Origin of the sequence: Legionella rowbothamii, assembly GCF_900639985.1 — a bacterium.
Lineage (GTDB): Bacteria > Pseudomonadota > Gammaproteobacteria > Legionellales > Legionellaceae > Legionella > Legionella rowbothamii.
Genome location: NZ_CAAAIM010000011.1, coordinates 19,685 through 34,913, shown reverse-complemented (window position 1 = coordinate 34,913; position 15,229 = coordinate 19,685). Strand labels below are relative to the sequence as shown.

Here is a 15,229-nt window from a genome sequence, read left to right as displayed (position 1 = left end):
TGAAGTTGGTAGTTAAAACTCTAACAAATATTTATCATAATTTTGTTTATATTCAGGTGAACCCTGATATTGCAACAAGGCTTGGTTTAACTCAGTCAATAATGCTCCCTCTCCTGGGTTGATCGCAATACCAAGTCCATAACCATACATATAAGGTGGGCCGGCTAACTTGAAGGTATCTGAGGAATTCGCTGCCCAATAATTAGCGGTTGGATTATCCAGCAAGATAATGTCTACTTCACCTTTATTTAAACCCGTGAGCTGGTCTGATACGGTAATATAGTATTTGATTCTCGGATTTTTAACCCCCATGGTATTTAATTCTTGCTCAAATACCGTTCCACTTTCCAAACCGATCCTTTTGTTATTCAGGAACTCTAGAGTAAAAGGCTCAGTTTTTACCTTGGGTGTGGTGACAAAACGTGAATAGCTCAGTAGATAAGGTAGACTGAAATTTACCAGTTTTGCTCGCTCAGGGGTAATGGTAATGGAACTCATAGCCATATCAATTTGTTTTCGGGCCACGGCATCTAAAAGTGCATCAAATCGCATGATGTGATAGTGACAGGTACGTCCCATTATTCTGCACAAGGCATTCATTGTGTCGATGTCAAAGCCATAGATTTCGTTTTTTGAGCCCCGCATCACAAAGGGGGGGTTAAAGCTTTCAGTTCCAATATTTAAGACAGGCAGATCCGCAGCAAATAATGCTGAAGAAAAAGTAATGCCTGCAAGTAACAGACTACGAAAGAAATTCATTTTAATTCACTGAATAATGATTGATTTTTATAGATTATAACGAGATATTAGTTTTGGGAATGAAAAATTTCATTATTAACGTGAATTCAGGATAAAGAATCCAATTTATGCCAATAGATACCTACGAGTTACGCGAATCTAAATCATGGTTTATTGAAAAGCATTTTTCAGATTTATCACATCCGTTAAGCAATGCAGTAAAAGAACTGGTTTTGGTTAGCGATTATGCATGTAAGCAAGTGCTGCTACTAAAGAAGCTTTTAACTGTCGATAATTGTGCCACAGCATTAATGCGAGAAGAATATTTTCAGGCGATAACTCATATATCCCTAACCTTGCCGCAAGCTAATTTTGCACGAGAGTTACGCTACTTTCGTCATACCCATTTATTACGATTATTACTCCTGGAACTGTCCGGACTTAGTAATACGGAACAGGTTATACGTTCTTGGTCCGATTGTGCTGATGCACTCATTTTACATGGATTGGATTATTGTCAACATGCTCTTTCTTCGCGTTACGGTATTCCTCGAGATAAAGAGGGAAATCAAGTCACTTTATTAACCTTGGGTATGGGGAAGTTGGGCGGACGAGAATTAAATTACTCTTCAGATATCGATCTTATTTTTGCTTACACGGCGGCTGGCGAAACGGATGGGGAAGAGTCGATTGAAAATCAGCAATACTTTAATAAAGTGGTGCAACAATTTAGCCAATTATTTCAAACAATAACCCCAGAAGGTTTTATATTCCGTGTGGATCTAAGATTACGACCCAATGGGGATAGCGGTACCTTAGTTCCAAGTCTCGCGGCAATGGAGACTTATTATCAAGAACAAGGGCGTGATTGGGAGCGCTATGCCATGGTTAAGGCACGTGTAATCTCCATATCACTTGATGAAGAGCATCCTTGGTTTGAGCGTTTGGTAACTCCTTTTGTTTATCGACGTTACGTAGATTTTAGTGTGATTGAATCCTTGCGTAGCATGAAAGCAATGATTGAGCGAGAAGTGCAGCTCAATCCTCGTTTAGATGATATTAAACGAGGGAGAGGAGGGATTAGGGAAGTAGAATTCATTATTCAAAATTTTCAATTAATTCGTGGAGGCCGTTTACCTCAATTACAAACCCAAAGCACTTTAGAGGCGCTTGCTGTGTTGAAGCAAGAAGGTTTATTGCATCACAGTGATGCGTTAAAGCAGGCTTATTTATTCTTACGACGACTTGAAAATATAGTACAAAGTCAAAATGATCAGCAGACCCACTCTTTACCCGAAGATCCTGTAAAACAAGCGCAAGTAACTTTAGCTATAGGTTTTGCATCTTGGGATGAGCTCTTAGAGAGGCTTCATCAATATCAGCGTATTATCAGTTATGCCTTTCACGCCGTAATGGGAAAGGTTGATTATTATGAAGATGAGAAAAGGTTGTTGGCGAACCAATTGGCAAGTCTTTGGCAAGGACATGTTGAAACAGGTATGGCGATTAATTTATTAATCAGTTTGGATTTTGACAATGCAGAACATTGTTATCAAATGATCCATGCATTTCGTCATGGTCCTCGTTGTCGTCGCTTGTCCCAAGGTGCGCGCATGCGTTTGGATCGTTTTATGGTGCTCCTGTTGACCGAATTAACGCGTGCGGAACATACGGACAAGGTTTTATTACAAGTTTTGCATTTATTAGAAAATATTGTCGGTCGCAGCGCGTATCTAGCTTTATTAACTGAAAATCCACATGTTTTAACTGAACTACTTTTTTGGTTTGCGCATAGTCCCTTTATTACTTCTCTGCTGGTAAGCCAACCATTTTTATTAGAGGTATTGTTAGATCAAGGACAAGAATGGCGTCCACTATCACGTTCGAAATTACAGGAATTGCTTTGGGAAAAATTGAAGCATTATCCGGATATGGAGGCTAAAGAGGAACTTTTGCGGCAATTTAAGTTAACGAATTGGCTTATGGCAGCGCGTGCAGAACTTTATGGTTTTTGCAGTTCGGTTCGTATAGGGCGTTTTTTAACGGATGTCGCGCAAGTCATTGTTAACGAAGTCTTGAGCTTAGCCAGCGAGCAATTAAGCTTACGTTATCCGGAAATGAAACAAATGCACTCGCATTTTGCCATCATTGCTTATGGCAAATTGGGAAGCAGGGAGATGAGTTATGCTTCAGATTTGGATTTAGTATTTTTGCATACGGTAAGACCTGAAGATGAAGCATTAGTCACGCGTCTCACTCAGAAAATTTTGCACATGCTGACCACGCGCCTGCAATCTGGGGTTTTATATTCAGTCGATACTCGATTACGTCCTTCAGGCTCGGCAGGTTTGCTCGTGAGCCATATGGATTCTTTTGTGGAGTATCAAAAAAACCAAGCTTGGACTTGGGAGCATCAGGCCTTGTTAAAGGCCCGCATCTTAACGGGCAACCCAGCAATTAAACATACTTTTTTACAATTGAAAAGGGAAATATTGTCTGTGTCACGCGATAAAGACATTTTGCAAAACGAGGTCATTGCCATGAGGGCCAGAATCGAACAGCATCAGGAGTCTTTGCCTTTGAAGCATATTCCTGGAGGCTTATTGGATTTAGAATTTTTAGTACAGTTTTTAGTGCTTAATTCAGGTGGTCCTGAACTGGCTCGTTCCACTCAAACGTTAGGACAATTAAAGCGCTTGCATGCCGCAAATATTATAAGTAAGGAACAATTTTCCATATTAAAAAAAGCATATCGCTATTATCATCATGTATTACATTTGCAACTGCTACGTCCTGGAACTGAGATTGATGAGGACATTCCCAATCAGGTTGCAGCTATTTATCAGCAGTGTTTGTCTCATTTGACAAAGCCATAAGTTGTAACTATCTTTGGATCGAGCTTCAATATAAAGGATTAAAAATGAACGCACTCTATACTACAACTGCTAAAACCCATGGTGGACGCAATGGGCATGTAGAAACAACTGATGGTCTTTTAAAATTAGATTTGGCAATGCCTAAAGAGCTAGGTGGAAAAGGTAACGGTAATAATCCAGAGCAATTATTTGCTGCTGGCTATGCCGCTTGCTTTGAAAGCGCTATTCGCTATGTTGCTCAAATGCAAAAGATTCCCTTAAGCGACGCCCATATGCAAGCAACAGTTTCCTTATACCCAACACCAGAGAAAGGTTTTAAACTTGGCGTGGAGTTACAAGCTACTATTACGGGTTTAAACCAAAAGGATGCAGAAGAACTTGTTGAAAAAGCACATCATGTCTGCCCATACTCTAATGCAGTACGTGGTAATATCGATGTAACGCTAAAAGTACTCGCGGAATAACAACGGCAGCTTTGCTGTAGCGAAATAAGTTCACTGTTCACGGGGTATGGAACCTAGTGATGAAGCAACCCAGTCATCCCAAGCACGGAACCCTGGATTGCTTCACGTCGTTTGCAATGATGGTTTTTATAATTTAAAAATTACTCGGCATCCCTTACTTGCGTTAACCGCTCAACCATTGCATTAAATGCATCTGCTTTGCTGCGATAAATATCATCATAAGACACATGGAAGGTATTAAACTCATCTTCACATTCAACCTGATCTTCTAAAAGCTCAGTAATTACTTGCTTAGCTAACAAATAGAAATCATTTTCGACTTCAAAACTAATAATCCATACCTCTTCGCCTATTTTTAAGTCTGTCATCATTACCTACTTTTTTAATTTAACATGAATTCTGCGAATAAATCATAATCATCACTGTCGGTAATACGTACCTCAGCAAATGAACCAACGTTCACACCGGGAGTTGGCGGTAAAATAACTAATCCATCAATTTCCGGGGCATCACTTTTACTACGCGCGATGATGTGCTCTGGTGTAATTTCATCAATCAATACGGTTTGGATGCTGCCAATTTTTTGCTCCAATTTTTTCCGACTAATTTCCGCTTGTAATTGCATAAAGCGATGATAGCGCTCTTCCTTAATTTCCTCGGGCACTTGATCCGCTAAATCATTCGCTTTTGCACCTTCAACAGGGGAATATTTAAAACAACCTACGCGATCTAATTGTGCTTCTTTCAAGAAATTAAGCAGCTCTGTAAATTCCTCTTCTGTTTCCCCAGGGAAACCAACAATAAACGTAGAGCGTAAAGTAATATCCGGGCAGATCTCACGCCATGCAGCGATACGCAGCAAAGTATTTTCACTGCTTGCAGGGCGTTTCATTGCTTTTAACACCCGTGAGCTTGCATGTTGTAATGGAATATCAAGATAGGGAAGAATCAAGCCATCACGCATTAAGGGGATAATGTCATCTACATGAGGGTAAGGATAAACATAATGCAGACGCACCCAAATACCTAATTCGCCTAGTTGCTCGCATAAATCATAAAAACGGGTGCTTATAGTTTTTCCTTGCCAGCTTACCTCTTCATAACGCGTATCCACGCCATAGGCGCTGGTATCCTGGGAAATGACTAAAATTTCATTAACCCCTGCTTCTTTTAATTTTTTCGCTTCAGATAAAACTTGAACTAGGGGATAGCTTTGCAATTTGCCGCGCATGGTGGGGATAATGCAAAATGTACACTTTTGATTACAACCTTCAGATATTTTTAGATAAGCATAATGGCGGGGAGTAAGTTTAATTCCTTGAGGTGGAACTAATTGCATGAATGGATCCGCCGGAGGTGGAAGATGTTCATGAACCGCGTTCACCACTTCTTCATACGCATGAGCGCCACTAATATGTAGGACATCGGGGCAGGCTTCTTTGATAATATCTGCTTTAGCACCAAGACAACCCGTTACAATAACGCGTCCATTTTCTGCCATGGCTTCTTTAATAGTATCTAAAGACTCTTTAACAGCACTATCAATAAACCCACAGGTATTAATAACAACCACCCCGGCATCGTTATAGCTGGACACCAACTCATAACCTTGAGCACGTAATTGAGTAATGATTCGTTCTGAATCTACTAATGCTTTAGGACAACCTAAGCTAACAAAACCGACTTTATGATTCATAAAACTCTAACTGTAAAAAAAATGAACGAATTATACCCTTTCTCCATAGGAATGTCGACTATTTAAGGAATTTTACTTTAATCTTGCTTTTGCTCGTACGTATTTGTAAGAAATAAGTAAAGAAAAAAAGATCAGGTTCATCAAGTGAGAAAAAATTGCGTATCATTAAGTAAGAAATTTTGCTTTGGAGAAATTATGGGACGAAAACAAGATTTACAGCGTTTGATTGATTTAAGAAAAATAACTGATGCATTGACTCAAGAGCAGGAGAAAGAACTTAAGCGGTTGAAGTTCAGATTTATCAAAGATTCCGACTTACCTATTTCCCAGCTAGAAGCTAAATTAATTGAGCTTGAGACAACGACGGTCTCGGCTAGCAGCGAAAATATCGAAGAACTTATTGCCGACTTCAACGAAGCGTATGCTGGTGATGAACACTATGAAGAGCCTAAGGTCGAGGATGACAATACAGTTAGTTTAAAATTCAGCTCAAAAGAAGAATGCGCTAAATTTTTTATGAAGCAATGTGAAAAAGGTCAGGCTTTCGTTATGTTTGATCCCGCGACTAAAAATGTCACTGCTTATTCAAACGGTGATGGAAAACTATATCATGCTGATGGTAAGGAATTTAAAGAGGGTGATGAGTTTAAGCCATCTGAAAAGACAAAAGAAGATTTTGAAATACCCGGTTTGCCTCCACGTAGTATAGGCACACCTTAGCAGGTCTTTTTTTCACTGCCACCTGAACACGAGGAAGAGTGGCAGTGACTAATATTTCGAAAAAACAACAACCTACAATTAGTTCTCCAATTCATTTTTCTTAATATTCTATTAATCTAAGTGTATTAAAATAGGGCGAATTTATTTATCTAGGAATGGATATGCCCACTTATAAACTTGATACACCCGTTGTTTTATTTCATCATCATGAATACGGTCAAAGACTATTATTTAAGAATGGTATTATTAATCCTCGTGATGTTCTTGGAAAAAATGGCGTTACTATTCATGGTAATGCAGCTTCTTTGTTTTATAAAACAATTAAATTTCAGGCTGAAGTAGTTAACGAATTAGGAGCATATGAGCTACGTGAGTTTCGTATTAATCGCAATAGCTTGATCAAATATCTCGGTGAAGATGCTCATAAAAATCTGCAAGATGCTGAGTTAGCTACGGCACTTAATCAACAGCTATGGGCTAACGACAGTCCGGAGCAAAAGCAGCAGCAAATACGAGCAGGAACAGAAGGTCTGCGCCATGCAGGACGACATAATCAGCGTTTGGTTGATAGCTGGGCTAATCGTATTGGCGACTTTTTCAAAGGTTCTTTTCTTAGCTGGCTTTACCAAAAAACAATCGTTGGTGTGAAGTTAATTAAAATACGATTTCTTTTTGTGGGTAAAGAAGCAGATATTTTGGAAGCAGGTGAAGTACTGGCCAAAAAACGCTTTCATGAGGCATATAAAGAAGTTCCAGCTTATAAAAATCATGTTGTCCGCTTTAACGGTGTCCCCACTTCGAAAACCGAGTACCGACAAATTCCTGAAACTACAAAAGATAATTACATTAAATTTCAAGAACATGATTCAGATACTCATTTACAAGGAAAATATCCTGTTGCTTATAAAACAGATACCTCAACAGGAACTACGGGTAAACCTACTGAGTGGGTTCGTGGGGAACAAGAGCTCGAAACAGTTAAAAAATCGTTGCAGTTAGCCGCCAAAATCCAATTTGGAGGACGACGCTTATCCTATATTAATGCTTTTGCTCTAGGTCCATGGGCTACAGGGTTAACCACTTATGAGCTAATGCGTGATACTGGAAGTGTTTTTGCCACAGGCCCTGATAAAGATAAGATTCTTGATAAATTAGTAAGCAATGCACGCTATGAGCGGCATCAATTGGAACTTGCCGTTGGCGCGTTTATGCGCAAACATCCTAATTTATCAGAGGATGATAAACAGATAATCATTTCTTTAATTGAAACTACTTTAAAAGCGATGCTAAAAAAGCGAACGTCAACGCTTGCAGATGAATTTGATAGAGCTGTCTCTCAGTTGGATGGGGGGGCCCAAGTCATAATTCGACGATATAAGTCAGAAGTTAAAGCAATGGCTGATGCATTAAATAAAGAAAAGAATCAAGTAATTATTGCCGGTTACCCTCCATTCCTCAAAGACCTTACCGCATATGCGCAGGAGAAAGGTTATAATTTTGACGAGTTTTCGGTGATTGGTGTTGTGGGTGGCCAGGCTATATCAGAAGCTATGCGCGATCAATTAATGCGGCATGGTTTTAATCAGATTTATTCTTCTTATGGTGCCTCAGATTTAGATATTAATTTAGGTGTTGAAACAGAATACGAAATATCGGTACGTAAGGCAATTGAGACGAATCCTGGGCTTGCTCGCGAGCTGTATGGTGAGAACAAGGGTCTACCCATGGTATTCCATTATGATCCCATGAATTATCATGTCGAATGTGATGACGAGGATAACTTACTATTTACCTGTACTCGTAATGACCGTTCTTCTCCCCGTATCCGTTATAATTTAGGTGATAAAGGCCGAGTGTATGCATCAAGTGATGTCCAGGCTCTTTTAGCTAAATATGGCATGTTCCAGCAGCCCAAAACCAATCTTCCGTTAATGTTTGTATGGGGTCGCGATTCAACAGTTGTATTCGGTGGAGCTAATTTAGCGTTTACTGAATTAGAGCGCGCCGTAACCACTGATGAGCATTTAGAACAAATCGTTTTAAAGAAGGCTTTTTATACCTACCAAGACGAAACGGGCGCGGATCAATTGGAAATTTGGCTTGAGTTAAATGATGAAGAAGAGTTGCCAACTGAGAGCCAACGCGAAGAATATGCGCATTCCTTGTTAAATAAATTGGTAAATCTAAACCAGGATTTTCGTTATCAAGTAGAAAAGTTAGATGAAGGTACGGCATTACCTCTAGTTCGCTTCTTTAAGCGTCACCAAAGTCCAATTAGTGAAGCCGGAGGTCATCGTAAACAAGTTCTAATTTTCCAAAAGAACGTTAATTTACCAGAAGATTATCAATTCCCCGATGCAGAGCAATGCTGTGGGTACGCTCTTCCAAAATCAGCGAACGTATTGCAAGAACAAGCTAGGAGTTTTGTTCTCACTCAATAAAAAATAATAATCATAACCTGGTTGCTAGCAATCAGGTTATGATTAATCTCAGCAGACCTCTATTCTTGCCCTTGAAGCACTTGATTGAGCTTCGCCAAAAATTCATCCGTAGATACTTCACCAACAACAAGCAATTCATCATGTTGCATGCCTTTGGCATCAAAAAACATAAAGGTTGGGGGGGCGATTACATTAAAATAATTCAATATTTTTTTATCATTAGCATTATTCGCAGTAAGATCCACTTTCAGAACAACAAATTGCTCTAATGCTGTTTGTACCTGTGGATCTTGAAAAGTGGTGGCATCCATAACTTTACATGCAGTACACCAGTCCGCATAAAAATCCAACATCACGGGTTTGCCGCGTGCGCCGATAATTTTCTGCTTTATTTGGTTTAAGGTGAGCGCTTCATGGGGGACTACCTTAGAAGGAATCACGCTTGCAGCTTGGGAGACAGTTAAGGGTTGCAGTGGATTAGTTGCTCCCATGCTGGCCCCAATTAAAATAAGGATGCCATAAACCAATAAAATAATTCCCACACTTTGACTGAACTTTTCTTGATTGCTTGCTGAATGAGCTAATGCACCACAATAAATACCTGAAAAAATAAGTAAACTCGCCCATAGCGCCATGTTTACTACCGCTGGAGCAATACGTGAGATCAGTAAAATAGCAACTGCTATGAACAGAACACCAAAGAAGGCTTTAATTGTATTCATCCAGCTTCCGCTTTCTGGTAACCACTTTCCAGCAGAAGTACCAATCAGAAGTAGTGGCGTTCCCATACCAAGTCCTAGAACCAGTAGCGTGAGGCAGCCTAAAAGAACATTTTTAGTTTGGGCTATGTAGGTTAATACGCCGATTAAGGGGGCGGTAACGCAGGGGGATAGAATTAAAGTAGACAAACAGCCCATAATGGCCGCCCCAAGATAGTGGCCACCTCGTTGATTACGACTGGTACTGCCAATTTTGGCTTGCCAGGAATTGGGTAATTTAAATTCATAAAACCCAAACATAGATAAGGCAAGCAACACAAATATTACACTTAAGAAACCAATCGACCATGGTGATTGCATACTGATTTGCAGATTAGAGCCTAATAGGGCAACGACTGCACCCACGATGGCATAAGTAAGGGACATGCTAAGTACATAGCTTAGAGAGAGAAAGAATGCCTTTCGCGTCGTAATTTCTTTTCCATGGCCAATGATGATCCCGGATAAAACAGGAACCATAGGTAAAATACATGGGGTAAATGATAAAAGTAATCCTAAGCCATAGAAGGTGATTAGGATCATAGCCCAGTTATTGCTTTCAAAGATCTTACTCAGTTCACCTTTAGGCTGAATAGGGAGGGTTGCTGACTTATTTTCTATCTCCATCAGACTTACTTGACTCAATTCGAGCTTATCATTAATAACGAGCTGAATTTTTTGTTCTTCCGGCGGATAACAAAAACCATCATCAGAGCATCCTTGATAGCTTAATTGTAGGGATGTTTTTCCTGGCTTATTACCTAATATAGCTATTGGAATTGAAACTTTATCTCGATAAACGGTGTATTTTTGACCACGCTTATCTGTTTTTTCCAGGGTGGGAGGAAGACGTAGGGGGCCTAACTGCATGATGCTATTATGCTCAGGTTCCAATTTAATACTATTAGAATACAAGAAATGCTGTGCTTTAATCTGGAAATTGACGGTAAAGGTGTTGAGATCAACAAGGTTTACCTTGACCTGAAATATTTGGCCAGGAGGTGGAGGGGCGGTATATCCAATAATGGTAGTAAAACAGCATATAAAAAAGAGCAACCATTTTTTCATTTGAGACCTTGATAACAGCAATGCAATTTACTTCATTGTAGTTCGAATAGAGATAAAACGTAACTCTTAAATGAGAAATGGTACGTCATCCTAAGGAGTTTGGGTGGAGGAGCTCCTGAATGGGGAGTAAACTCATATCCTCATTCAGAAGTTCTCATTACATTTGGGGATGACGTGCTGTACCTAAATTTCCGTCATTAAACGGTCACCCTCTAGCTCTAAATCAGCACTGGCCACTAAAGGTTGCAATTTTATTTCTGCCTGTTTCAAATCATCACCATGAATTAAGCCAATGTCATAATTCATTACTAACTCCGCAATAAACGTTTGAAAAATAAACTCGGTTATTAAATTTGCTGGACAGCGGCGTTTGCCATAGGAAAAAATGGTAAGCACGGTTTTTTCACGTGTTTTATTCTCATCATTTTCAAATCTACTTGGGTCGAATCGTTCGGGTTCAGGCCAAATCTTAGGATCAAAACGAGGGAGGGCGTTCAAAATGGCAATCATAGTTTTTGGGGGAATTTGCGCTATCTGCTCATTACTTTGATTTTTGAGATTAATACCATGTTCACAATAGCGGAGGATAACTGTTTCCGCTTCCAAATCTGCTGGTTTTTTCTGTTGAAAATCGCGTCTTAAAGCTTCTAAAAAAATACGATGCAGTAAACCATTATTATGCTTATCCTGTAAAATATCTTCGCGGCGTTCTTCGGCCGTTTTATTTTTAAAGTTGCGTTTTTCTAGTTCACTTCTTAATTCAAGCAGTAATGTTTTATTCTGAGCTAATTCAGTCATTGCACTGCAGGCGGGGATAACAATCATATCTCCTGGCAGGGGCAGTACAGGAAGAGTTTTTATATAGGCTTCTTGTAAGTAAGGCTGCAAATCCTCCGCGGTCATGCAGGATAAATAATCGAGCAACTCCGCTGCATCTAGAGCGGGAGAGGTTTCCTTGACTCGTTGAGCAATAAAACGGGCTAATGCATTGGTGATATTAAATAAAGTCTTTTGATTGTCATGTTTTAACTCTTGGAAATGGGCAATAATGGCATTGGCTTGTTCTGCCAAAAATTCTTCACTTGCTGCCAAGTAGTTTTGTTTTGCTTGCTGGTATTGGGGAATGAAATAAAATAACCAAGAATAGTACGCGGTCATTAATTTAACCGATAAGGTTTTACCAAAACTTTCTAATTTGTCTTGCACTAAATCTGAAAATCCTTGCAGTGCTTGATGTAGGTTCGGAGGTATTTGTTCAATATCAAATAAACCCCGTGCTAAGCTATTTCTTAATGGAGTAGTTGCTAACTCAAGTAAGGAAACAGATTGTTGGTGTTGCTTGTCTAAATATAAATGAAGTGATTGTTGGGTGTTTTCAATGAAGGCAGCGGGTCTGGATAATAGGCCAGATAATAAATAATGATGACTTAATGCGGTATAATCTTCATCATCTTTAGCTCGGGTACTAATGAAGTTACCACCGACAAAAAAACGAAGTCCCATTTCTCCTTGACGTCCTTGCGGTTGGGCATCGAGTGTATCGAGTAGTTGGGCCATATTCAGTTCTTGAGGATTTATAAAAGCTACATTCCCTCCTAATAAACCAAAATTCACGAAATGGACCGGCTGAGCCGCATTTTTTATTTCACTAAACAGCGATGGAGAACTAACTTCCCCCCATAGAACACGATTAACAAATGAACGAAAATGATTAACAAAATAAAACATCACAACGATCCCTATAAATGTTTTAAAACGATAACCTAAAAAGTAGACTTTCGTAGTAGTGGTGAGAGCGTATTTTAGGCCTAAGTAATTCGGCGCGATCAATGTGCTCGAATGTAAACATTACAACAATAGGAAAATATTTTGTCAAATATGGGGTTGGGGGCATATAGAAGCCCCAATTATCGCGGTTCGACTGCGGTATTTATAAAGTATGCAGGGTGAAGCAATTGCTAAGGTAATTGAGCGCTCTTAATTAACTCAACGCCTAGCTGCTTTAACTCCACCCGAATACGTTTAAATACATCGGCATTTAAAGGATGAGTGGCATCTTCAATTAAATAATTTTTAAATCCTTCGTGCACTGCATCTTTGAGACTATAGTAAACACAGATATCCGCACATAAACCACAAAAATAAAGCTCTGACGCTCCTTTCGCACGCAGGTATGCTGCTAATCCGGTGCTTTTTTTATGATCATTTTCATAAAAACCACTGTAACTGTCTATTTCTGGATCCATCCCTTTACGAAAAATGGCCGCGATGCCTGCTGTTTCTAATTGTGGAAAAAACTCAGCCCCTTTGCTTCCTTGCACACAATGATCAGGCCAAAGAGTTTGTTCAATGCCATGGAGTTGAATTTTTTCAAAAGGTTTTTTGCCGGGATGGCGTGAGGCAAAACTTTTATGGTTTTGTGGATGCCAATCTTGAGTAGCCACAATTAAATCAAAATGATCCATTATTTGGTTAATTACGGGAACAATCACATCACCCTCGGGCACCGCTAAGGCACCTCCAGGCATGAAATCATTTTGAACGTCTAGAATGATTAATGTTTTCATTTATCCCATTGCTCATATTTTTGAATAAGTTCCTCGCGTTTTGCATTCAACTTATTACTTAGGCCTACTTGATATGTTTTAGGGTGCTCAAAGCACTTGTACTCATCAGGTAATTGCGACAGACGTAGGCTAGAGTATTCTTTAATTTCGTGTACGGATTTTGCCGGCATTAATGTTTTACCCTGAGCCATCACTTTATGAAGTAAAGGTTCTTTGGGATAATGGTGCAGACCACTCAACATTGCTTTACCTTGGGGAGAATATAAAGTATCTAATTGTTGTTCCTCTGCTAAGGCAATAACATCCGCACCTAAAAATAGATGTTCATCAGTCAGGACTCGATAAACCTGCTTTTTATAGGGGATTGTTATTTTTGCTGCATTTTCTGAAAGTTTAATGCGTGGTTTGTGATTTGCCTCAGCTAATTTATACACGCCATCTAAAGCCGCATCCGGCATTCCAACGATTAAATTTGAACCTACCCCAAACCCATCAATTGGTGCTTTTTGTGCGCGTAGGGCTTTGATGCTGTGCTCATTTAATTGGTCCGAGGCAATAATTTTAACATAAGGCATTCCTGCTTCATCGAGCATGTGGCGTGCTTTGTGAGCAAGATAATTCAAATCACCACTATCTAAGCGTATTGCTTGCAAATGCTGTCCTCGCAGTTCCATTTCTTTTCCTACGTGAATAGCGTTAGGAACCCCACTTTCCAAGGTATTGTAGGTATCAACCAGTAAGGTGGAATGATCAGGCCAAATTTCGACAAAAGCACGAAATGCTGCAAGTTCACTATCGTAGCTTTGAATAAATGAATGAGCCATCGTGCCTGATATGGGGATTTGATAATCACGACCGGCTCGTACATTGCTGGTAGCATCAAAGCCACCAATAATAGCTGCTCGACTGGCATAATAACCTCCAGTGCTTTGAGCGCGACGTAAGCCAAAATCAATTAGGGTGCTATCGCCTGAAACCTGTTTTATACGACTTGCTTTGGTAGCAATTAGTGTCTGAAAATTTAATAAATTTAAAAGAATGGTTTCGATTAGTTGAGCCTCAATAATATTCGCCTCAACAGTAACAATCGGTGCGGTAGGAAATACTAAATCTCCTTCAGTAACAGCATAGATGGTTCCTGTAAATTGAAAGTTTTTCAGATAATTCAAGAATTCGGGATGTACACCATTTTTTTCTAAAAACTCGATGTCCGCCGTATCAAAACGTAAGTGCTCTAAAATGTCTAAGAGATCCGCTAAACCAGCAAAAATGGCATAGCCAGAACCAAATGGTAATTTACGAAAAAAATAATCAAAAATAGCTTGTTGCTTGTGCTGTCCTTGTAAAAAATAAACTTGAGCCATAGTCAATTGGTAGAGGTCGGTATAACTTCCCGTAAAATCAAACATTTAACTTATTCACCCTATGGCTAAAAATTATTTTGCTGTGGATTATAAAAGAGACTTTGCTGGAAATAATAGCGAAAAATGCTAATTCATAAAAAACATTTTAAATTTTTTTTATTTTGCCCCTTGAAAGTATATTCCGCGACCCCATATGTCTATTCAGCGTCATTACTGTTTAATTAAATTCAGGAGATATATGTTATGAAAATTCGTCCTTTACACGATCGCGTAGTAGTTCGTCGTATGGAAGAAGAGCGTACCACAGCAGGTGGTATTGTTATTCCAGATAGCGCTACTGAGAAACCCATGCGTGGCGAAATCATTGCTATCGGCGCTGGAAAAGCCTTAGAAAACGGTGACGTGCGTGCATTAGCCGTAAAAGTTGGTGACATCGTATTATTCGGAAAATACTCTGGTACTGAAATTAAATTGGACGGTATCGAGTATGTAGTGATGCGCGAAGACGACATCATGGGTGTAATCGAGAAGTAATTG

The 15,229-nt window shown here is 39.5% G+C and carries 12 protein-coding genes; 5 read left to right on the top strand and 7 right to left on the bottom strand.

All coding sequences use genetic code 11. The features are described 5' to 3' along the window. Positions 1-12 precede the first annotated feature (12 nt). On the bottom strand, positions 13-759 hold the full coding sequence (locus tag E1P08_RS15055) for a transporter substrate-binding domain-containing protein (protein WP_133137821.1): 747 nt from the start codon (positions 757-759) through the stop codon (positions 13-15). A gap of 107 nt (positions 760-866) precedes the next feature. On the opposite strand from E1P08_RS15055, the gene glnE reads away from it, so the two are divergent. Both glnE and E1P08_RS15045 read left to right on the top strand, forming a co-directional pair. Then, positions 867-3,614 (top strand): bifunctional [glutamate--ammonia ligase]-adenylyl-L-tyrosine phosphorylase/[glutamate--ammonia-ligase] adenylyltransferase, encoded by a 2,748-nt coding sequence (gene glnE / locus E1P08_RS15050; protein WP_133137820.1) that lies wholly within the window; start codon positions 867-869, stop codon positions 3,612-3,614. A gap of 44 nt (positions 3,615-3,658) precedes the next feature. Next, on the top strand, positions 3,659-4,078 hold the full coding sequence (locus E1P08_RS15045) for an organic hydroperoxide resistance protein (RefSeq protein WP_133137819.1): 420 nt from the start codon (positions 3,659-3,661) through the stop codon (positions 4,076-4,078). Positions 4,079-4,218: 140 nt separating this feature from the next. Here the strand turns inward: E1P08_RS15045 and E1P08_RS15040 are convergent, their stop codons facing one another. Together E1P08_RS15040 and rimO are read right to left on the bottom strand one after the other, a co-directional pair. After that, on the bottom strand, positions 4,219-4,449 hold the full coding sequence (locus tag E1P08_RS15040) for a hypothetical protein (protein WP_242602493.1): 231 nt from the start codon (positions 4,447-4,449) through the stop codon (positions 4,219-4,221). An 11-nt stretch (positions 4,450-4,460) separates the two neighbouring features. Then, positions 4,461-5,774 (bottom strand): 30S ribosomal protein S12 methylthiotransferase RimO, encoded by a 1,314-nt coding sequence (rimO, locus tag E1P08_RS15035; RefSeq protein WP_133137818.1) that lies wholly within the window; start codon positions 5,772-5,774, stop codon positions 4,461-4,463. A 195-nt stretch (positions 5,775-5,969) separates the two neighbouring features. Here rimO and E1P08_RS15030 point away from each other — a divergent pair, with 195 nt between their 5' ends. Continuing rightward, positions 5,970-6,494 carry a hypothetical protein gene (locus E1P08_RS15030; RefSeq protein WP_133137817.1) on the top strand — a complete coding sequence of 175 codons (525 nt, stop codon included), beginning with the start codon at positions 5,970-5,972 and terminating at the stop codon, positions 6,492-6,494. 161 nt (positions 6,495-6,655) lie between these two features. Continuing rightward, a complete protein-coding gene (locus E1P08_RS15025; RefSeq protein WP_133137816.1) occupies positions 6,656-8,935 on the top strand; it encodes a phenylacetate--CoA ligase family protein in 2,280 nt (759 codons plus the stop codon). Positions 8,936-8,994: 59 nt separating this feature from the next. On the opposite strand, the gene dsbD is transcribed toward E1P08_RS15025, so the two are convergent. From dsbD to E1P08_RS15005, 4 genes are all read right to left on the bottom strand, one after another. Continuing rightward, positions 8,995-10,761, bottom strand: a complete 1,767-nt coding sequence (dsbD, locus tag E1P08_RS15020) for a protein-disulfide reductase DsbD (RefSeq protein WP_133137815.1) — start codon at positions 10,759-10,761, stop codon at positions 8,995-8,997. A 183-nt stretch (positions 10,762-10,944) separates the two neighbouring features. Continuing rightward, positions 10,945-12,489 carry a cytochrome P450 gene (locus tag E1P08_RS15015; protein WP_133137814.1) on the bottom strand — a complete coding sequence of 515 codons (1,545 nt, stop codon included), beginning with the start codon at positions 12,487-12,489 and terminating at the stop codon, positions 10,945-10,947. Between the two features lie 230 nt (positions 12,490-12,719). Next, complete coding sequence (pncA, locus tag E1P08_RS15010; protein ID WP_133137813.1) at positions 12,720-13,328, bottom strand: bifunctional nicotinamidase/pyrazinamidase; 609 nt, start codon at positions 13,326-13,328, stop codon at positions 12,720-12,722. Next, the gene (locus E1P08_RS15005) at positions 13,325-14,737 is read right to left on the bottom strand and encodes a nicotinate phosphoribosyltransferase (RefSeq protein WP_133137812.1); all 1,413 of its coding nucleotides are present in this window, start codon (positions 14,735-14,737) and stop codon (positions 13,325-13,327) included. The genes pncA and E1P08_RS15005 overlap by 4 nt, the downstream gene beginning before the upstream one ends. 198 nt (positions 14,738-14,935) lie before the next feature. Between E1P08_RS15005 and groES the strand changes: the two genes are divergently transcribed. Further along, positions 14,936-15,226: a co-chaperone GroES gene (groES, locus tag E1P08_RS15000; protein WP_133137811.1), complete on the top strand. Its 291-nt coding sequence runs from the start codon at positions 14,936-14,938 to the stop codon at positions 15,224-15,226. The last annotated feature ends 3 nt before the right edge of the window (positions 15,227-15,229 follow it).